The organism is Comamonas sp. DB36, assembly GCF_057914905.1.
On record NZ_CP196632.1, the window covers coordinates 344,768 to 364,839 of the forward strand.

Genomic DNA, 20,072 nt, shown 5'->3' on the forward strand with positions numbered 1-20,072 from the left:
CTGTCCCATGTCCCTTTCCAGCGCTGCCGTGACCATCGATGCACCGCCGCAGTCCCCACCTTCTCCGCCTGCGGGATTCGCCTACCGCATCGTCGGCGCCGCGGCCTTCGCCCACTTGCTCAATGACCTGATCCAGGCGCTGCTGCCGTCGATCTACCCGATGCTGAAAACCGATTTCGCGCTGAGCTTCGCGCAGATCGGCTGGATCGCGCTGGCCTACCAGATCACGGCTTCGCTGCTCCAGCCCTGGATAGGCCTGTACACCGACAAACACCCCAAGCCCTACCTGCTGCCGGCGGGCATGACCGTGACGCTGATCGGCATCGCGCTGCTGGCGACCGCGGGCAGCTATCCCATGCTGCTGGTCGCGGCCTGCGTGGTCGGCGTGGGCTCGGCCACCTTCCACCCCGAAGCTTCGCGCGTGGCGCGCATGGCTTCGGGCGGGCGCTTCGGCACCGCGCAGTCGACCTTCCAGGTGGGCGGCAACACCGGCTCGGCCATAGGGCCGCTGCTGGCCGCGGCCATCGTCGTGCCGTTCGGGCAGTCGGCAATTGCCTGGTTCATGCTGGTCGCGCTGCTGGCCATCTGGGTGCTGTGGCGCATCACGGGCTGGACGCTGCGCCACGGCCAGGCCCAGGCCAAGAGCATGGCGCGCCACCACGCCAAGGGCCTGGAGCGGCCCGAAGTGATTCGCGCGATGGCGGTCATCGCCGTTCTGATGTTCGCCAAGTTCGTCTATATCTCGGCGTTCACCAACTACTTCACGTTCTATCTGATCGAGCGCTTCGGCACCAGCGTGCGCGAAAGCCAGCTCTATCTGTTCGTGTTTCTCGCGGCCGTCGCGCTGGGCACGTTTGCCGGCGGACCGGTGGGCGACCGCATAGGCCGCAAGGCTGTGATCTGGGTGTCGTTCCTGGGCGTGGCGCCGTTTGCGCTGGCGCTGCCGCATGCCAATCTGTTCTGGACCGCGGTGCTGGCCGTGGTCATCGGCCTGGTGATGTCGTCGGCCTTCGCCGCGCTCGTGGTCTACGCCCAGGAGGCCGTGCCCGGCCGCGTGGGCATGGTCTCGGGAATCATGTTCGGCCTGATGTTCGGCATTGCGGGCATGGCCGCGGCCGGCCTGGGCCAGCTGGCCGACGTGCACGGCATCGCCTGGGTCTACCAGCAGTGCGCGTATCTGCCGCTGCTGGGACTGGCGACGGCGTTCCTGCCCAGGACCGGAGGCAAGCGCTAGAGGCCAGGGATGAACGGGCGTCTGGCCTCGGGACGAGACGCCCTTCGACAGGCTCAGGGCGAACGTTGGGCGGGAAGACTGCCCACCGCGCCACATGAAAAACGTTGGTCCTGAGCCGGCATCGCCGGCGGTGCATCAACTTTTTGCCTTGGCCCCCGCCGCGCGCCTGGCCGGGCGCTGCAGGCTTTCCGAACGGTAGTCGCGCACCACGTCAAGCATGGAGTACAGCAGCGGGGAGCGCTCGTTCTTCAGGTAGAAGCAGTGCAGGTCCATGTAGGCATCGGGGCTGGCTTTGAGCGGGATGTAGCGCACGCCGGGAAACATCACATGGGTCATCGAGGTGGGCACCAGCGCTACCTCGGTGCCTATGGCCGTGAGCAGCGTCGACATGATGACGTCGCTGGCCGCGGGCGCGAAATGCGGCTCGAAGCCATGGCGGTGGCACATTTCGACCAGGCGCGCGGCTTCCATGGGCGCGTTGCCTATGCGCAGGGTCTCGGTGCGCAGCTGCGTCATCTCCACCGACTTGAGGCCCGCGAGCCGGTGGTTCTCGTTGACCGCGACGACCAGCGGCTCGCGCGCCACGAGTTCGATCTCTATGTCCGCGTCGTTGGGCAGCAGGCGCTCGAAGACGATGGTCACGCGGCCCTGGCGCAGCGCCGATACCTGGGCCGGCGACTGGGCGTAATGCAGCTGGATCTCGACATCCGGGTGGCGGGCGCGAAAGCGGTTGAGCACCTCGGGCACGGCGCCAAAGGTCGCCGAGCCGTAGATGCCCACGTCCAGGCGGCCGAGCTGGCCCAGGCCCGAGCGCCGGGCGCGCTCGCCGGCCGACTCGACCATGCCGAAGACCGCGCGCGCGTCGCGCAGCAGCGTCTCGCCGGCATTGGTCAGCACCATGCCGCGCGGCGTGCGCACGAACAATTCCACGCCCAGCTCCTGCTCCAGCGCCTTGATGTGGCGCGTGAGCGGCGGCTGTGACAGGTGCAGGCGCTCGGCGGCGCGGCGCAGATGGCGTTCCTCGGCGACCGTGACGAAATAGTGGAGTTGTCTGAGATCCATGTCTTCCTAAACAAAAAGGTATCAATGTCTGCGAACCGAGAATATCTGCTGTTGGCACCGGCAGCGCATGAGTCGAACCGCTCCAGTAAGTGAAAAACTGCGGGTTTCCACTATATCCAGCGGCACCGTAGCTCGCGAAGCAGGTCAGAGCGTGAGAAACAAAAAGGTATCAACATCCACTAAATAAGAAATAGAAGTTTTGCGCATACGGTTTCAGAATTGCAGCATGCGCCAGCCTGGCAACGGGCGGACGCTGACAAGAGGGCCCAGCCACCGTGCATGGGCTCCAAAAGGAGACAGCAAGGACTCGTGACGATGCGCGCGATAGAGGCTGCCTGAAATGTTCTACCCGGCGGCTGGGCGTCCATGCCCCGTTCGCGCATCCAAGGAATCACATGAAGAAGTTCTTCCACGGCGCCATTGCCATTGCCATCGCGCTCACGGTCTCGGGCGTCTCGGCACGCGAATTCCGCTCCTCCGACAACCAGCCCACGGATTACCCCACGGTCGAGGCCGTGCGCTCCATGGCCAAGGCGCTCAAGGAGCAGTCGGGCGGCAAGCATGGCATCAAGGTGTTTGCCAACGCCGTGCTCGGCGCCGAGCGCGACACCATCGAGCAGCTGAAGATCAGCGGCCTGGACATGATGCGCATCAACGTCGCAGTGCTCAACAACATCGTTCCCGAGACGATTGCAATCTCGCTGCCCTTCGTGTTCCAGTCGACCACGCACATGCGCCAGACGCTGGACGGCCCCATAGGCCAGGAAGTGCTGGACGCGATGGCCGCGCAGGGAATGATCGGCCTGGCCTACTACGACAGCGGCGCGCGTTCGCTCTACACGGCCAAGCGCCCGATCAAGAGCTTTGCCGACGTCAAGGGCATGAAGGTGCGCGTGCAGCAGTCCGACCTGTTCGTTGCCATGGTCGAGGCCATGGGCGCCAACCCCACGCCCATGCCCTACGGCGAGGTCTATACCGCGCTCAAGACCGGCATCGTCGACGGCGCCGAGAACAACTGGCCCTCGTATGAATCCTCGCGCCACTTCGAGGCCGCGAAGTACTACAACGTCACCGAGCATTCGATGGTTCCCGAGGTGCTGGTGTTCTCCAAGAAGATCTGGGACACGCTGCCCAAGGAAGACCAGGCGCTGATCCGCAAGACCGCCAAGGAGTCGGTGCCCGTGATGCGCAAGCTCTGGGACGAGCGCGAAGCCAAGTCGCGCCAGGTCGCCGAAGCCGGCGGCACGCAGGTGATCACCATTTCCGACAAGAAGCCGTTTGTCGATGCGATGGCGCCGGTCTACGCCAAGTTCGCCAACACGCCCAAGCTGCAGGATCTGGTCAAGCGCATCCGCGAGTCGGCCAAGTAAGCCCGCGCCAGGAGCTCCATCATGAATGTCCTGATTCAAGGGGGCAGCGGCAAGGCCGGCCCCGGCAGCGCCGTGCCTGCGCCGGCGCGGCTTCTGACGCGCATCAACGCGCCGCTGGCCAAGGCCTGCATGGTCGCCAGCGTCGCCGGCCTGCTGTTCATCGTCGTCATCGTGTTCTGGCAGGTGTTCGGGCGCTATGTGCTCAACAGTTCGCCGACCTGGACCGAAAGCCTGTCGCTGATCATCGTGCTCTACGTCACGCTGCTGGGCGCGGCCGTGGGCGTGCGCGACGCCGGCCATATCGGCCTGGAGTCGCTGCTGGTGCTGGCGCCCGACAAACTGCGCCAGCGCATCGAGTTCGTGATCCATGCGCTGGTGGCCATCTTTGGCGCGGCCATGGTCTACAACGGCCTGATGCTGGGCGAGTCGGTGATCAGCTACAAGATACCGAACCTGGCCCTGCCCGAAGCGGTGCGCTACGCGCCGCTGGTGCTGTCCGGTCTGCTGATCATTTTGTTTTCCATAGAACACATCGTTGCCCTGATCGACGGCACGGAAGTGGAGCCCTCATGGCACTGACCATTCTCTGCATTGCATTCTTCGGCCTGCTGGTGCTGGGCGTGCCCGTGGCGTTTGCCATCGGCCTGGCGTCCATCGTCACCATCCTCTACGAGGGCCTGCCCATAGGCGTGCTGTTCCAGCAAATGATGTCCGGAATGAACATCTTCTCGTTCCTGGCAATCCCGTTCTTCGTGTTCAGCGGCGAGCTGATGCTCTATGGCGGCGTGGCCGACAAGATCGTGCGCCTGGCCAACAGCGTCGCCGGCCATGTGCGCGGCGGCCTGGGAATGTCCAACGTCGTGGCCTGCACGCTGTTTGGCGGCGTCTGCGGCTCGGCCGTGGCCGATGTCTCGGCCATGGGCTCGGTGATGATTCCGGCGATGAAGAAGGAGGGCTATCACGCCGACTACGCGGTCAACGTGACGACCCATGCGGCCCTGGTCGGCGCGCTGATGCCCACCAGCCACAACATGATCATCTACGCTTTGGCCGCGGGCGGCTCGGTGTCGATAGGCGCGCTGATCACCGCGGGCCTGCTGCCGGCCGCGCTGCTGATGATCTGCATGCTGGTCGCGGCCTATCTGGTGGCCGTGCACCGCGGCTATCCCGCGGGCACTTTCCCCGGCTGGTCCGGTGTCTGGCGCGCTGCCGTGGCCGCCGTGCCGGGGCTGCTGATCATCGTCGTGATCCTGGCCGGCATCCTGTCGGGCGTGTTCACCGCGACCGAGGCGGCGTCGGTGGCCGTGGTCTACACCATCTTGCTGACGTTCTTCATCTACCGCACGATGAGCTGGCACAACTTCATCAAGGCCGCGGCCAAGGCGGTGAAGACCACGGGCGTGGTGCTGCTGCTGATCGGCGTCTCCGCCATGTTCCAGTACCTGATGGGCCTGTATGAAGTCGCGGACTTCATGGGCAGCTGGATCTCCAGCGTGTCGCTCGAACCCTGGCAGGTGTTCCTGCTGATCAACGTGATCCTGTTCCTGCTGGGCACGTTCATGGACATGGCGGCAACGATCCTGATCGCCACGCCCATCTTCCTGCCTATCGCCATGAAGTACGGCATGGACCCGGTGCAGTTCGGCATCGTGATGCTGCTCAACTGCGCGCTGGGCCTGAACACTCCGCCCGTGGGCACGACGCAGTTCGTCGGCTGCGCCATCGGCGGCATCTCGGTCGGACAGGTGATGCGCACCATCTGGCCGTTCTACGGAGCCTTGGTGGCGACGCTGATGCTCGTCACCTATGTACCTGCGTTCTCGCTGGCCTTGCCGCGATTGCTCATGGGCTATGCACACTGAAATCGCAAGGAAGAAAAAAATGGTCAAGGTTGCACTGAGTGGTGCCTGCGGGCATGTAGGCACGGTATTGCGGCGCGAGCTGCCAAAGCACGGCATCGATCTGCGCTCGTCCGTGGGCCTGGAGGCGGCGCCGGCGCTGCATGCCGGCGAGGATCTGACGCATGGCGATCTGCGCGATGCGGCGGCCGTGGACGCGCTGCTGCAGGGCGTCGATGTGCTGATCCACATGGCGGGCACCAGCATAGAGCGGCCGTTGCAGGAAATCATAGACAACAACCTGATTGCGCTGCACGCGGTGTATGAAGGCGCGCGCCGCAACGGCGTCAAGCGCGTGGTGTTCGCCAGCTCCAACCATGCGTTCGGCATGTACGGCGCGGACGTCAAGCTGCGCTCGGACGCCGCCTACCGGCCCGACGGCCTCTATGGCCTGTCCAAGGTCTGGGGCGAGGCGATGGCGCGCATGTACTGGGACAAGCACGGCATCGAAGGCATCTGCCTGCGCATAGGTACGACCAAGGACTGCCCGCCCGAGGACTTTCGCCAGCTCAGCACCTGGATGGGGGCCAAGGATCTGGTCGCGCTGGCGCTGCGCTGCATAGAGGCTCCGGTCGATTTCGCCGTGGTCTGGGGAATTTCGGACAACGAACGCGCCTACTACGACCTGTCCGAAGGCAACCGCATAGGCTTTGCGCCGCAGCAGAACGCCGAGGATTTCGCGCCCGAGATCCTGGCGCGGCCCAACCGCATGAACGCCGTGGCGCGCAGCTTCCAGGGCGGCGAGTTCGTCACGCTGGACTACACGCCGCCCGCGCAGCGCCCGGGCACGCAGCGCGCGGGCTGAAACGACAGGCCGTCACGGCCAAAGGAGTGGGCAGATGGAAGTGAAGGTCGAATTGCTGGTCGATGGCCGGCATGCCACGGGCGAAAGCCCGGTGTGGCGTGCCGAGGAAAATGCGCTGTTCTGGGTCGATATTCCGGCACGCAGGATTTGGCGCTGGCAGGCGCATGGCGCCAGCCTCGTGCATTGGCTGCTGCCCGAGCAGGTCGCATGCATCGCGCCCGCAGCAGGGGGGCGCTGGATCTGCGGGCTGGAAAGCGGCGTTGCGCTGGCCACGCTCGCCCCCGAGGGCGGGGCGGCGCAGCTGCAGTGGCTTGCCAGGGTGCAGCATCCGCTGGCGCAGATGCGCTTCAACGACGGCCGCTGCGACCGCCAGGGGCGGTTTCGCGCCGGCACCATGTTCCAGGACATGGCCGCGGCGCGCGCCGTGGGCACGGTCTACGGGCTGGACGCGGAATCCGGCGCGGACCTGCAGCCGCTGCACACGGGCCTGCTCACGCCCAACGGCATGGCCTTCAGCCCCGACGGGCGCACCATGTACCTGAGCGATTCGCACCCGCAGTCGCAGCAGATCTGGCAGTTCGACTATGACCCGCAGGACGGCACGATGTCGGGCCAGCGGCTGTTTGTCGACATGCGCCAGCACCCGGGCCGGCCCGACGGCGCGGCTGTCGACGAAGACGGCGGCTACTGGATCTGCGCCAACGACGCCGGCCTGCTGCTGCGCTTCACGCCCCAGGGCCGGCTGGACCGCTCGATTGCCGTGCCGGTCAGCAAGCCGGCGATGTGCGCGTTTGGCGGCGCGGGGCTGGACACGCTGTTCGTGACCTCGATACGCCTGCCAGGCACGCCCCAGGACTCGCCCGCGGGCGGCGTGTTCGCGCTGCGCCCGGGCACGCGCGGCATTGCGGAAACCGAGTTTCCCGCGCGCGCCGCTACGCCAGCAGCTCGGTGAAACGCGTCTGCACCCAGGCCGCGGTGGGCCCGGGCTGCCAGCCCTGGCACCAGAGCACGCGCACCGACAGCTGGGGCAGGGCCAGTGACGGGCAGTCGAGCTGCTGCAGCGGCTTGCGGTAGGTATCATCGGTCGCGATGTTGACCGGCAAGATGGCCCAGCCCAGGTCGTCGGCGACCATTTCGGCCAGGCTGTAGAAGCTGTCTGAGCGCCAGACCTTGGGGCTGTAGGCGGTCTCGTGCACGTCTTCGGCGTGCAGTATCAACTGGCGGTAAGGCACGAGGTCCTTGCGCTGCACCGGCTGACGCCGCGTCAGCGCATGGCCGCCGGGCACGAACAGGCCCTGGGCCACGGTGCCTATATGGCGTTGGTCGAAGCGCGCGGAAATCGCGCCGCGCACGAAATGGATGGCCATCTGCGCGCGCTGCTGGTCCACATAGTCCGCGACTTCGGTCGCCGTGCCGTTGAGCAGCGTCAGTTCCAGATCGGGAAAGCGCTGGGCGATCTCGCGTATCAGCGTGCTCACGGCCGTATAGGGCAGGGCTTCGTCCAGCGCCAGCGCCAGCTTGGCTTCGCCGCCGGCACTCAGCGACTGCGCGCGCTGGTCCAGCGATTGCGCCTGGCGCAGCAGCTCGCGCGCTTCGAGCAGCAGCAGCTCGCCGGCATCGGTGAGCTGGGCATTGCGCCGTGAGCGATCGAACAGCGCGATGTCGAGGTCGGCCTCGAGCAGGCCTATGGCGGTGCTGACGGCCGACTGCGCGCGCCCCAGCCGGCGCGCGGCCTCGCTGAAAGAGCCGCTTTCGGCCGTGAGTACGAATTGACGTAATTGGTCCAGAGTCCAGTGCATGGCGCTACTCTATCTAAAAATCAGATGGATGTTGACTTTTTCAATTGGAAGAGTGCTTGAAATAATGGCGGCACAGCGGCAACAACGCTGTTCTTCTTCTCAACTTCAAGGATGGACATGGTCTCGCGCCCCTGGATTTTTCTGCTCGCGGCGGTGGCCACTGAAATCGTCGGCGTCAGCGCCATGAAGCTGGTTTCGCAGGACGCGGGCTGGACGGCGCTGCTGTTCATGTACGCCATGATCGGCCTGTCGTTCTTTCTGCTGGCCACGGCCATGGAGCACATTCCCATGGCCGTGACCTATGCCACCTGGGAAACGCTGGGCCTGACGGCCGTGGCCTTCATAGGCTGGCGCTTCTTCGGCGAAAGCATAGGACCGCTCAAGGCATTGGGAATGGCGGTGCTGGTGGCCGGCGTGGTGCTGGTCAACGCCAGCGGAAAGCCGGCCCAGGAGTAAACCATGCAAAACGCACAATTCATCCACTATGCGTACATGGCACTGGCCGTGCTGCTCGAAGTGGCGGCCAATGTCTTCATCAAGCATTCTTCCGGCTGGCGGCGCAAAAGCTGGGGCTTGCTGGGCATCGTGTGCGTGCTCGCGTCCTTCACCGCGCTGTCCCAGGCCGTGCAGGGCATCGATCTGTCGGTGGCCTATGCGCTGTGGGGCGGCGCGGGCATCGTGCTGACCACGGCGGCGGGCTGGATCTTCTTTCGCCAGCCGCTGGCGCGCCGCGGCTGCGTGGGCATTGCGCTGATCGTCGTCGGCGTGCTGCTGCTCAAGCTTTCCTGAAACCTGCTCACCATGCAATCAAGCACCATGCCACCGATCTTCGCTCACCTGTTGGCCCTGGCCGCGTCCGGGAGACGCGCATGACGCTGGCAATCCTGGCCGCACTGGTCGTTCTCGCCGCGGCCTGCTCCGTGCTGCGCTGGCGACGCACGGGACGTTCGCTGTACGCGCTCGCGGCGCTGCTGTTCCTGGCAGTGGGCTGCGGCATTCTTCCTGCGTGGCTGCTGGAAAATTTGCAGTCGGCCTATGAAATCAAGCCGGCCGGCGTTTGGGCGCAGCGCAATGCGATCGTGGTGCTGGGCGGTGACACGCAAAGGATCGCCGCCACCGGCGAGGTCGAGCCCGGTGCCACCGCCCAGGCACGCATCGCCGCCGCCGCCACGCTGCAGCGCGACTGCCGCAAGACCGGCGCACAGTGCAAGATCATCGTAAGCGGCGGTGATGCGCGCTGCACCGGAGTCGCCGATGCGCTGGTCTACCGGCATGCGTTTCTGGCGCTGGGCATGGACGCGGCCGACGTGCTGGTCGAGACCCACAGCACCGGCACCTGGCAGCATGCGCAGCTGACCAGCGACGTGCTGCGCAATTTCGCTGCCGACCACGTGGTGCTGGTTTCTTCCGGCGTGCATCTGCGGCGCAGTCAGCTGTATTTTTCGCACTTCGGCGTCGCGGCGACCCAGGTGCGCTCCGACCACCTGTGCGCCGTGAAGTCCACGCTGCCGACGGCGCACAACTTCCGCGCCGCCGATCTTGCGCTGCATGAATACTTGAACATCGCGCGCTACCACGCGCGCATCGCGGTGGGTGAGCTGCAACGCAGCCGTGGCTGACGGGCTGGCTGGAACTCAGCGCGCCATCCTTGTAATCCCTGTGGACGCCATCGTACAACTGGGCTACGTTCCAGGGCATATGGCGCAGCGCAGACTGCGCTGGGAACAATCTGCTGGAGGGGACATGAGAAACTGGCTCGCAACCGGGGCGCAGCACATGGCTCCGGACACCACGGTGTCGCTGATCGAATCGGTGGGTACGCGCGGCTTCGCGGGCACAGCGCTGGCCACCTTGCAGTCGCTGATTCCCGCGGCCTCCTGGAACGCCTATCAGGTGGGCTGCGAGCCGCGGATGTATTTTTCTGCGAGCCACGAGGTGCCTGACCGCACCACCCACTGCTGGCAGGCCTATCTGACCGGCCCCCATGCCCAGGACCGCACGCTTCAATGGGATGGCGCCGACGCGGGCCGCGCCCACCTGTGTCATATCACTTCCGGTGAAGTACCCGACGAGCATCGCCAGCGCGTCTACGACGCCCATGGCGTCGCCGAGCGCATTTCCATCGTGCGCCAGCAGGCCGGCGGGCAGATCTTCGCGGTCAATCTCTATCGGCACCGGCACCAGCGCGCGTTCAGCGACCGTCATCTGGCGGCGTTCGAGACCGTGGGCCCGGTGCTGCTGGCGCTGGCGCACAAGCATGTGGAGCTCGCGCCGCCCGCGCGTTCGCCGCGCGACTGGATCGCGCATTGGCGCAGCCGCCTGCAGCTCGACGCGGCCAAGCTGACCGAGCGTGAGCTCGACGTGTGCGCGCGCATTCTCGCGGGCTTGAGCCTGGACGGCATCGCTGTCGATCTGGGCGTTTCGCTGACCACGGTGAAAACTTACCGCAAGAGGGCTTTCGACCGCATGGACATCCACTTTCGCAACGAGCTTTTCTCGCGCGTGGGCATAGCCAGCGTCACGCCCTGAGCGCCACAACGCGCGGCTGTCGTCCTCCAGGAGGACAGCGTTGCTGGCGCATCCTTTCTACATTGGAAGCCACCGCCTCGAGCGGTATGGCATTTCTTCTGTGGGACACGTGCAATGGCAATACGCGGCGAGGCATCCGTATGGGATGCGGAGGCGGAAGGTTTCGAGCTTCTTGAAATGACACTGGGCGATCTGCTCGATCGCCAGGCCCAGGCCTGCGGCGCGCGGGACGCGGTCGTTTACCACTATCCCGAAGACGGCCTGGAGCTGCGGCTCGATTACAGCGGCCTGCGCGAGCGCGTCAACGCGGTCGCCAAGGGCCTGATAGCGCTGGGGGTGCAGGCGGGCGACAAGGTCGCGGTGCTCGCGACCAATGTGCCCGAGTGGCTGCTGCTGGAACTGGCCGTGCCCAAGATCGGCGCCATTCTCGTGACCGTCAATACCAATGTGCGCTCCAGCGAACTCGAATACCTGCTGCGCCAGGCCGAGGTGCATACGCTGCTGCTGATGGCCGAGCACCGCGGCAATTCCTATTACGCGGCGCTGGCCGATCTGGTGCCCGAGCTGGCGGCGCGCGCGCCGTCGCTGCCGCTCGCGTCGGCGGCGTTTGCCGATCTGCGCCAGGTGGTGCTGCTGGGCGCGGAGCGCGGCTGCGCGGGAGCACTGCCTTTCGACGCCATGGTGGCGCTGGGCCGGGGCGTTTCCAGCCAGGCCCTGGCGCAGCGCCAGGCGGCGGTGCGGCCAGGCGACGTGTCGCAGATCCAGTTCACCAGCGGCACCACCGGCGCGCCCAAGGGCGCGATGATCACGCACCGCGGCACCATCAACAACGCCCGGCTGTTCGGCGCGCGCGCGGGCTTTCGCGCCGGCGACCGCATGGTGAGCGCCATGCCGTTCTTTCACACCGCGGGCAATGTGGTCGACGTGCTGGGACTGCTGAGCCATGGAGGCACGCTGGTCAAGGCCATACAGTTCGAGCCGCTCAAGCTGCTGCAGCTGGTCGCGCAGGAGCGCGCGACCATTCTGCACGGCGTTCCCACGATGCTGATCGCCATGCTGCAGCACCCGCGGGCCGGCGAATTCGATACGCGCAGCCTGCGCCTGGTGCTGTCGGGCGGCACGCCCATTCCCGTGCCGCTGCTCGAGCAGGTCAAGCGGCAGTTCGGCGCCGACCCGGTGATCGGCTTCGGCATGACCGAGGCCAGCCCCATGGTCACGGGCACGCTTGCCGGCGACAGCTTCGAACTCAAGTCGGCGACGGTAGGCAAGCCGCTGGCGCATGTTGCGGTGCAGATCGTCGACGCCGACAACCGCCCCGTGGCGCTGGGCCAGGTGGGCGAGCTGCTGATCAAGGGCTTTGGCGTGATGCAGGGCTATTACAAGATGCCCGACAAGACAGCGCAGGCGATAGACGCCGACGGCTGGCTGCACAGCGGCGACCTGGCGACCATGGACGCCGACGGCTATATCCGCATCGCGGGGCGCATCAAGGACATGATCATCCGTGGCGGCGAGAACGTCTATCCCGCCGAAGTGGAGAGCTTTCTGCTGCGCCACCCGGCCATCGAGCAGGCTCAGGTGGTGGGCATTCCCGACCCCTACATGGGCGAGGAATCGGCGGCTTTCATCCAGTGCCGCCCCGGCCATGCGCTGGACGAAGACGCGGTCCAGGCCTATTGCCGCGCCCACATCGGCCGGCACAAGCTGCCCAAGTACATACGTTTCGTCGACTCCTATCCGCTTACGCCCAGCGGCAAGGTCAAGAAGTTCGATCTGCGCGACCGCCTGGTCGCCGCGCTGGCGCAGGAGGAAAACCACCATGACTGAAGCGGTGCCGCTGCTGTACGAGAAGTCGGGCGCGATCGCCACGTTCACGCTGAACCGGCCCGCGGCGCGCAACGCGCTCACGCCCGAGCTGGTGTGCCGCCTGGCCGATGCGCTGCGCGATTTCGCCGCCGATCCCGCACTGCGCGTGGGCATTCTCACGGGCACGGGCGACAAGGCGTTCTGCGCGGGCGGCGATCTGGCGACGATGCTGCCGCTGATCAGCGGCGACCGACCCGCGGCCGATGCCTGGGATCTGCGCGTGCTGCATGAGCCATTCGTGATGGCGGCTTCGTCGCTGCGCGACTATCCACTCGACAAGCCGCTGATCGCCGCGATCAACGGCACCTGCCTGGCCGGCGGCATGGAGATGCTGCTGGGCACCGACATCCGCATTGCCGCCGAGCACGCGCAGTTCGGCCTGCCCGAAGTGCGCCGCGGCGTGATTCCGTTCGCGGGCGCGCTGGTGCGGCTCACGCGGCAGATTCCGCATGCGCTGGCCATGGAGTTCCTGCTGACGGGCGAGCCGGTCGACGCGCCCCAGGCCCAGCGCCTGGGGCTGATCAACCATGTCGTGCCGGCGCACGACGTGCTGCCGCGCGCGTGGGCGCTGGCGCAGCGCATCGCGGCCAACGGTCCGCTGGCGGTGCAGGCCGTCAAGCGCACCGTGCGCGCGACCAGCGGCCTGGCACTGGATGAAAGCTATGCCATCGAGAACGAGGCCAAGCGCCTGGTGATGGCTTCGCAGGATGCGCGTGAAGGACCACGCGCTTTCATGGAAAAGCGCGCAGCGCGCTTCACGGGACGTTGAGGAGACCGCAATGAACGAGAACAGCATGGATTTGTCGGGCCAATCGGCCATCGTGACCGGCAGCGGGCGCGGCCTGGGCCTGGCCTTCGCCCGCGCGCTGGCGCGCGCCGGCGCCGGCGTGGTGATCAATGACGTGGACGCCGAGGCGGCGGCGCGCGCGGTCGCGCTGATAGAAGCCGAAGGCGGGCAGGCCGTGGCCGAGGTGGTCGCCGTGGGCACGACCGAGGCCGCGGACCGGCTGGTGGCGCGCGCGGTCGAGAGCTTCGGCCGGCTGGACCTGATGTGCACCAATGCCGGCATATTGCGCGACCGCGTGCTGTGGAACATGTCGGACGAAGAGTTCGATCTGGTGACGCAGACGCATCTGCGCGGCAGCTTCACCTGCGCGCGCGCCGCGGTGCGCCAGATGCGCGCCCAGGGCCAGGGCGGGCGCGTGGTGCTGGTGAGCTCCATTTCAGGCCAGCGCGGCAAGTTCGGCCAGGGCAACTATGCGGCCGCCAAGGCGGGGATCGCCGCCATGGCGCGCACCTGGGCCACGGAATGCGCGCGCGCCCACATCACCGTCAACGCCATTGTTCCCGTGGCCATGACGCAGATGGTGGCCAGCATTCCCGCGCTGCAGCCTTTCGCCGAGGCGGCCGGGCGCGGCGAGCCGCTGCCGGCATCGCTGCGCCAGGGCCTGGGCCTGGGAACGCCCGAGGACGTGGCGCCGCTGCTGGTATTCCTCGCTTCGGCCCAGGCCGCGCAGATCACGGGCCAGTGCATAGGCATAGGCGGCGACAAGCTGTCGCTGTGGTCCCAGCCCACGGAAGTGCGCGTCGCCTTGCGCGACGGCGGCTGGGATGCCGAGGCCATCGCGCGCAGCTGGGCCACGGGCGTGGGCCGGCAGCACGAGCCCTTCGGCGACGACATCCAGTTGCCGGTGTGAACGCTGCCGCGCAGGCGGCAGCACCGATAAAACCAACCATAAGACGAGACATGAAATCCACCCCCTCTTCCTCCTTTGCCCCCAGCCGCCGCGGCGTGCTCACGCTCACGGCCGCCAGCCTGCTGGCGACGCTGCCTGGCGGCCTGGCCCTGGCCCAGGGCTACCCGGACCGGCCCGTCAAGGTCAGCGTCGGCTTTCCTCCGGGAACCGGGCCCGACACCGTGGCGCGCATCGTCGGCATCAAGCTCGGTGACAAGCTCAGGCAGCCGGTCACGGTGGAAAACCGCGCGGGCGCGGGCGGGCAGATCGCGGTCCAGCTCGCGACCAAGACGCCGGCCGACGGCTACAACGTGCTGCTTGCCGAAGTCGGCTCGATCAGCATCGCGCCTTCGGCGTTCGAGAACCTGCGCTACGACCCGCTCAAGGAACTGGTCGCCGTGACCGAAGTCGCGCGCGCCAACTTCCTGCTGGTCGTGCCCGCGCACTCGCCCTACAAGACCGTCGAGGAGTTCGTGAGCGGCGTCAAGGGCCGGGCGACCAAGGTCAACTTCGCGACCTTTGGCGCGGGCACGCCCGGCCACTTCGGCGCCGAGCTGTTCGCGACCCAGGGCGGCTTCAAGATCGAGCCCGTGCACTACCGCTCGACGGGCGACGCAGTCAGCGCCATCATTTCGGGCGACGCCGAAGCCGCGTTTGTGACCACGGCCCTGGGCATTGCCCAGCTCAAGGGCGGCAAGATGCGCGCGCTCGCGACCACGGCCAACCAGCGCTCGGCGCTGCTGCCCGAGCTGCCGACCTTTGCCGAAGCCGGCCTGCCCAAGGTCAATTTCTCGTCCTGGATGGCATTCTTCGTGCCCACGGGCACGCCGCGTGCCATCGTCAACACGCTCAATGCCGCCATCGTCGAAGTCATGGGCGACGCCCAGGTCAGGAACACGCTGGGCGAAGCCGGCTTCCAGGTGCTGGGCAGCACCCAGGCCGAAGCCGAGAAGATGGTCAAGGACGAAGCCCAGCGCTGGGCCGAGATCGTCAAGGGCACGGGAATGAAGCGCTTCTGAGGCCGGGCGCGCGCGCCTTTTTTAGCAGCTAGAACGCAGGCGCCCGACCTCGGGGGGTAGGACAATAGGCCCCTATGCGCATTCTTCATACCTCCGACTGGCATCTGGGCCAGCATTTCATGGGCAAGACCCGCGAGGCCGAGCACCAGGCGCTGGTGGACTGGCTGCTCGAACAGGTCCAGGTCCAGGCCGTGGATGCGGTGCTGATCGCCGGCGACATCTTCGACACCGGTGCGCCGCCCAGCTATGCACGCGCGCTCTACAGCCAGCTGGTCGCACGCCTGCATGCGGCGGGCGTGGCCCTGCTGCTGCTGGGCGGCAACCACGATTCGGTCAGCGTGCTTCAAGAGAATCTCTCGCTGCTGGCCTGCCTCGACACCACGGTGATCGCCGCCGTGGGCGACATGGACGCGCATGTCGTGACCCTGGCGCTGCGCAGCGGCGAGCCCGGCTGCATCGTCTGCGCCCTGCCTTTCATCCGTGCGCGTGACGTGGTGCAAAGCCAGGCCGGGCAGACGGCGCAGGAAAAGCAGCAGGCGCTGCAGTCCGCGATCCAGGCCACCTACCAGGCGGTATATGCGAAGGCGCAGCTGCTGCAGACGAAGTTGCAGGTGTCGCTGGGGCGCAGCCTGCCCATCATCGCCACCGGCCATCTGACCACGGTGGGCGCGAGCAGCAACGAGTCGGTGCGCGAAATCTATGTGGGCGCGCTTGAAGCCTTTCCCACGAACGCCTTTCCAGCGGCCGATTACATCGCTCTGGGCCATATCCACAAGCCGCAAAAAGTAGGCGGACTCGAACACATCCGTTATTGCGGCTCGCCGATTGCACTGGGCTTCGATGAATCACGCCAGGCCAAGCAGGTGCTGATCGTCGATCTGGATGCCCAGGGCCTGCAGTCCGTCACGGCCTTGCCGGTGCCGGTGTTCCAGCCGCTGGTCGCGGTCAGCGCGAGTCTTGCGGCCCTGCCGCCGCTGCTGCAGGCGGCCGCGGCCGGTGGCACGGCCGAGCGGCCCGTGTGGCTGGAAGTCACGGTGCAGGACGACGACTATCTCAACGACCTCGCGGCGCGCGTCGAGGCGCTGGTACAGGGCCTGCCGCTGGAGACGCTGCGCATCCGGCGCCAGCGCGGTCCGCAGGCCGCGCAGCTCGCGGCCCAGGGCCGTGAGTCGCTCGATGAGCTGACTCCCGATGAAGTGTTTGCGCGCCGGCTGGCCGAGGAGACGCTGGCGCCCGAATTGCAGGATGCGCTCAGCGAACGCTATCGCGGCGTCGTGGCGCGCCTGCAGGCCGCCGCCGAGGGGCATGCCGAATGAAGATCAACAGCCTGCGCTTCAAGAACCTCAACTCGCTCAAGGGCGAGTGGACCATCGACTTCACCCAGGCACCGTTCACCGAAAGCAGCCTGTTTGCCATCACCGGGCCCACGGGCGCGGGCAAGTCCACGCTGCTGGACGCGATCTGCGTGGCGCTGTACCACCAGACGCCGCGGCTGAGTACGCTCAGCGCTTCGGCCAACGATTTGATGACGCGCCACACGGCCGACTGCATGGCCGAAGTGGAGTTCGAAGTCCAGGGCAAGCATTACCGCGCCCATTGGAGCCAGCGGCGCGCGCGTGACCGCGTGGACGGCGCGCTGCAGGCGCCCAAGGTCGAGCTGGCGACGCGTGAAGGCCAGATCCTGAGCACCCAGAGCAACGACAAGCTCAAGCGCGTGACCGCGATCACCGGCCTGGACTTCGCGCGTTTCACCAAATCCATGCTGCTGGCCCAGGGCGGCTTTGCGGCATTTCTCACGGCCAGCGCCAATGAGCGTGCCGAGCTGCTCGAGGAACTTACGGGCACGGAAATCTATGGCGACATCTCCACGGCGGTGTTCGAGAACGCGCGCGAAGCGCGCCAGACGCTGGCCCGCCACCAGGCCCAGGCCGACGGCGTGCAACTGCTGTCCGACGACGAGCGTGCGGCGCTGCTGGCCGATGACCAGCGCCTGCAGGCAGCGCTGGCCGGCGCGCAGCAGGCCTGTGCGACGGCCCAGGCCCAGCACCAATGGCTGCAGCAGCTGGCCCAGGCCGGCGCGGACCTGCAGGCCGCGGCCAGCGCCTGTGTCCAGGCGCAGCAGGCCCTGGCCGAAGCCGCGCCCGAACTGCAGCGCCTGGCGCTGAGCGCTCCGGCCCAGGCCTTGCAGCCGCTGCATCTCGCCTGGCAGCGCGCCGAGGCGGCGCGCAGCGAAAGCCAGTCTCGGCAGGCCCGGCTCGCGCAGGCCGCGCAGCAGCTGCGCAGCGATCAGGCCCACCACCATCTCCAGGCGCGCCAACTCGCGGGTCAGGCCGCGCAAGACGCACAGCAGCAGCTCGAGCGCCTGGCCATCGAGCAGCAGTCCCTGGCGCAGTACCGCGCAGCGCATGCGGCCGACGCCCAGTTGGGCGAACTGCTCGGCGGCTGGCGCCAGCAGTTCCAGCAGCGCGCCGCGCTGCAGCAGCAGCACAGCGCGCAGCAGCAGGGCGCAAACGCGCTGCAGCTGCAGGTGGCCCAGGCCGCGCAGGAGGCCGCGGCGGCGGCGGCGCGCATCGCGCCCGCCCAGCAGGCGCAGGCCCAAGCCCAGGCCGCGGCGCACACCGCGGGCGGCGCGCTGCAGATGCTGCTCGACGGCCAGGGCGACAGCGCCACGCTGCGCGCGCGCTGGCAGCAGTTGCAGGCGCAGGCGCACAGCTGGCAGGGGCTGCAGGAACGCGCGCAGGAGCGCCAGGGCCTGGAGCAGCAGCTGCACGCGCTGCAGCAGGGCGAGGCGCAAGCGACCCAGAAACAGCAGGCGCAGGCCGCGCTGCGCGCGCAGCTGCGCAGCCAGTGGAAGCTCACCAATGAACTGGTCAACAGCCAGCAGCAACTGCTCGAGCGCGAGCAGCTGATTCAAAGCCTGGCCGAACACCGCCAGGCGCTGCAGCCCGGCGAAGCCTGTCCGCTGTGCGGTGCGCTCGAACACCCGGCGGTCGAAAGCTATGCGGCGCTCGATGCTTCGGCCACGCGCCAGCAGCTCGCGCAGCGGCGTGCCGAACTCGATGCGCTGCGCCAGCAGGGCGAGGCCGCGACCGAGGAACTCGCGCGCATCGAAGCCACGCAGCGTGCGCTGCAGGCCCAGCGCGCGGCGCTGGAGCACGATCTCGCGGGGCGCTGGTCGCAGGCCTGGGCGGCGCTGTGCGCGCAACTGCCCGCGCAGCTGGCGCCAGCCGACGCCGGCTGGCAGCAGCCCGAGCGGCTGGCCCATGCCCAGGCGCAATGCGCGCAGGCGCTGGGCGCGCTGGGCGAAACGCTGCAGGCCGTGGAGCGCGCCGAACGCGCGCTGCGCGACGCCGGGGAGCGCGCCGGCGCGGCCGAACGCGCGCTGCTCACGGCGCGCAATGCCCAGGCGCTGGCCGACCAGACGCTGCAGGAATCGACGGCGCGCGCCGCAGCCGCGCAGGCAGGGTTGGAGACACTGGCCCATTCAGCTGCAGCGCTGCAAGCCCAACTGCAGGCGTCACTGGCCGACGCCGGCCATGGCGGAGTGCCGTCGCCCGAGGAAGCCGCGCAATGGCTGCAGCACCAGCAAGGCGCCTGGCAGCAATGGCAGGCCGGCGAGGCGCGGCTGCAGCAGCTCGCCCAGTCCATGGCCCAGCAGCAGCCGCTGCGCGATGCGGCCCAGTCCCTGGCGCTGCTGTGGGCACAGCGCGCGCGCGAACAGGAAGCGCTGGCGACGGGGCCGGCGCCGGCGCCGGCCCGCGATCTCGCCGAATGCCTGGCGTTGATGGAGCAGGGCGCGCAGCAGCTCGCCGGCCTGCAAGGCCAGGCGCTGCAGGCCCAGGCAACGCTCGATGTGCAAACCCGCGAAGCCGCCGATGCCCAGGCCGCATGGCAGCAGGCGCTGCAGCAAAGCGCGTTCGCCGATGAAGAGGCCTATCTGCAGGCGCTGCTGCCAGCGGCCGAGCGCGACCAGCTCGCCGCGCTGCAGCAGCAGTTGCAGGAGACCGTGCAGCAGCAGCGGGTGCGGCAGACGGCCGCGCGCGAGCGCCAGGCGCAACTGCAGGCCCAGGCGCTCACGGGCGACGCGCCAGATGTGGTGCTGCAGCGCCTGCAGTCGCTGGAAGACGAGCGTGCGCAGCTGGGCGCGCAGCGCGGCGCGGCGAATGCGCGCCTGCAAGACGATGCCCGGCGGCGCGAAAGCCAGCAGGCGCTGTTCGCGCAGATCGCGCTGCAGGCCCGGGACAGCGACCTGTGGCAGCACCTCGACGGCCTGATAGGCTCGGCCAAGGGCGACAAGTTCCGCAAGTTCGCGCAAGGGCTGACGCTGGACCATCTGCTGCATCTGGCCAACCGGCATCTGCTGCGCCTGCATGGCCGCTATCTGCTGGTGCGCAAGCCCACAGGGGTGCTGGAGATGGACATCGTCGACAGCTGGCAGGGCGACGTGGCGCGCGATACGCGCACGCTGTCGGGCGGCGAGTCGTTCCTGGTGAGCCTGGCGCTGGCACTGGCGCTGTCCGATCTGGTGAGCCGCAAGACCTCGATCGATTCGCTGTTCCTCGACGAAGGCTTTGGTACGCTCGACGGCGATACGCTCGAAGTCGCGCTCACGGCGCTCGATGCGCTCAACGCCAGCGGCAAGATGATTGGCATCATCAGCCATGTCGAGGCGCTCAAGCAGCGCATTCCCGCGCAGATCCGGGTGGAGAAGGGCGGGGGCGTGGGCTACTCGAAGCTGTTGATTTGAGCCCGAG

Annotated in this window: 18 protein-coding genes; 16 read left to right on the plus strand and 2 right to left on the minus strand. The window is 67.6% G+C overall.

Annotated features, from left to right (window positions below; translation table 11 throughout):
* Positions 1-7: 7 nt before the first annotated feature.
* Positions 8-1,234: an MFS transporter gene (locus ACSVDO_RS22565; protein WP_489597335.1), complete on the plus strand. Its 1,227-nt coding sequence runs from the start codon at positions 8-10 to the stop codon at positions 1,232-1,234.
* 135 nt (positions 1,235-1,369) lie between these two features.
* Here the strand turns inward: ACSVDO_RS22565 and ACSVDO_RS22570 are convergent, their stop codons facing one another.
* A complete protein-coding gene (locus ACSVDO_RS22570; RefSeq protein ID WP_489597336.1) occupies positions 1,370-2,296 on the minus strand; it encodes a LysR substrate-binding domain-containing protein in 927 nt (308 codons plus the stop codon).
* Positions 2,297-2,691: 395 nt separating this feature from the next.
* On the opposite strand from ACSVDO_RS22570, the gene ACSVDO_RS22575 reads away from it, so the two are divergent.
* The 5 genes from ACSVDO_RS22575 (at position 2,692) to ACSVDO_RS22595 (ending at position 7,321) form a co-directional block, all read left to right on the plus strand.
* Positions 2,692-3,666 carry a TRAP transporter substrate-binding protein gene (locus ACSVDO_RS22575; protein WP_489597337.1) on the plus strand — a complete coding sequence of 325 codons (975 nt, stop codon included), beginning with the start codon at positions 2,692-2,694 and terminating at the stop codon, positions 3,664-3,666.
* Positions 3,667-3,795: 129 nt separating this feature from the next.
* Entirely contained in the window at positions 3,796-4,245 is a 450-nt protein-coding gene (locus ACSVDO_RS22580) for a TRAP transporter small permease (RefSeq protein ID WP_489597386.1), read from the plus strand.
* Complete coding sequence (locus ACSVDO_RS22585) at positions 4,236-5,528, plus strand: TRAP transporter large permease (protein WP_332538043.1); 1,293 nt, start codon at positions 4,236-4,238, stop codon at positions 5,526-5,528. The genes ACSVDO_RS22580 and ACSVDO_RS22585 overlap by 10 nt, the downstream gene beginning before the upstream one ends.
* A 19-nt stretch (positions 5,529-5,547) precedes the next feature.
* Complete coding sequence (locus ACSVDO_RS22590) at positions 5,548-6,369, plus strand: NAD-dependent epimerase/dehydratase family protein (RefSeq protein WP_489597339.1); 822 nt, start codon at positions 5,548-5,550, stop codon at positions 6,367-6,369.
* A gap of 34 nt (positions 6,370-6,403) precedes the next feature.
* Positions 6,404-7,321: an SMP-30/gluconolactonase/LRE family protein gene (locus ACSVDO_RS22595; protein ID WP_489597341.1), complete on the plus strand. Its 918-nt coding sequence runs from the start codon at positions 6,404-6,406 to the stop codon at positions 7,319-7,321.
* Here the strand turns inward: ACSVDO_RS22595 and ACSVDO_RS22600 are convergent.
* Positions 7,302-8,168 carry a LysR family transcriptional regulator gene (locus ACSVDO_RS22600; RefSeq protein ID WP_332548399.1) on the minus strand — a complete coding sequence of 289 codons (867 nt, stop codon included), beginning with the start codon at positions 8,166-8,168 and terminating at the stop codon, positions 7,302-7,304. The two genes, ACSVDO_RS22595 and ACSVDO_RS22600, sit on opposite strands and share 20 nt — an antisense overlap.
* Before the next feature lie 117 nt (positions 8,169-8,285).
* Here ACSVDO_RS22600 and ACSVDO_RS22605 point away from each other — a divergent pair, with 117 nt between their 5' ends.
* From ACSVDO_RS22605 to ACSVDO_RS22650, 10 genes are all read left to right on the plus strand, one after another.
* A complete protein-coding gene (locus tag ACSVDO_RS22605; protein WP_489597343.1) occupies positions 8,286-8,624 on the plus strand; it encodes a DMT family transporter in 339 nt (112 codons plus the stop codon).
* A 3-nt stretch (positions 8,625-8,627) separates the two neighbouring features.
* Positions 8,628-8,957 carry a multidrug/spermidine efflux SMR transporter subunit MdtI gene (gene mdtI / locus ACSVDO_RS22610; protein WP_332548401.1) on the plus strand — a complete coding sequence of 110 codons (330 nt, stop codon included), beginning with the start codon at positions 8,628-8,630 and terminating at the stop codon, positions 8,955-8,957.
* A gap of 80 nt (positions 8,958-9,037) precedes the next feature.
* Positions 9,038-9,787 (plus strand): YdcF family protein, encoded by a 750-nt coding sequence (locus ACSVDO_RS22615; protein ID WP_489597345.1) that lies wholly within the window; start codon positions 9,038-9,040, stop codon positions 9,785-9,787.
* Positions 9,788-9,911: 124 nt separating this feature from the next.
* The gene (locus ACSVDO_RS22620; RefSeq protein WP_489597347.1) at positions 9,912-10,697 is read left to right on the plus strand and encodes a helix-turn-helix transcriptional regulator; all 786 of its coding nucleotides are present in this window, start codon (positions 9,912-9,914) and stop codon (positions 10,695-10,697) included.
* A gap of 114 nt (positions 10,698-10,811) precedes the next feature.
* Positions 10,812-12,524: an AMP-binding protein gene (locus ACSVDO_RS22625; protein ID WP_489597349.1), complete on the plus strand. Its 1,713-nt coding sequence runs from the start codon at positions 10,812-10,814 to the stop codon at positions 12,522-12,524.
* Positions 12,517-13,332, plus strand: a complete 816-nt coding sequence (locus ACSVDO_RS22630) for an enoyl-CoA hydratase/isomerase family protein (RefSeq protein ID WP_489597350.1) — start codon at positions 12,517-12,519, stop codon at positions 13,330-13,332. The genes ACSVDO_RS22625 and ACSVDO_RS22630 overlap by 8 nt, the downstream gene beginning before the upstream one ends.
* 10 nt (positions 13,333-13,342) lie before the next feature.
* The gene (locus ACSVDO_RS22635) at positions 13,343-14,260 is read left to right on the plus strand and encodes an SDR family NAD(P)-dependent oxidoreductase (RefSeq protein WP_489597351.1); all 918 of its coding nucleotides are present in this window, start codon (positions 13,343-13,345) and stop codon (positions 14,258-14,260) included.
* 50 nt (positions 14,261-14,310) lie between these two features.
* Positions 14,311-15,318, plus strand: coding sequence for a Bug family tripartite tricarboxylate transporter substrate binding protein (locus ACSVDO_RS22640; RefSeq protein WP_489597353.1), 1,008 nt, complete (start codon positions 14,311-14,313; stop codon positions 15,316-15,318).
* A gap of 74 nt (positions 15,319-15,392) precedes the next feature.
* Positions 15,393-16,634, plus strand: a complete 1,242-nt coding sequence (gene sbcD / locus ACSVDO_RS22645; protein ID WP_489597355.1) for an exonuclease subunit SbcD — start codon at positions 15,393-15,395, stop codon at positions 16,632-16,634.
* Positions 16,631-20,065 (plus strand): AAA family ATPase, encoded by a 3,435-nt coding sequence (locus ACSVDO_RS22650; protein WP_489597357.1) that lies wholly within the window; start codon positions 16,631-16,633, stop codon positions 20,063-20,065. The genes sbcD and ACSVDO_RS22650 overlap by 4 nt, the downstream gene beginning before the upstream one ends.
* Positions 20,066-20,072 lie beyond the last annotated feature (7 nt).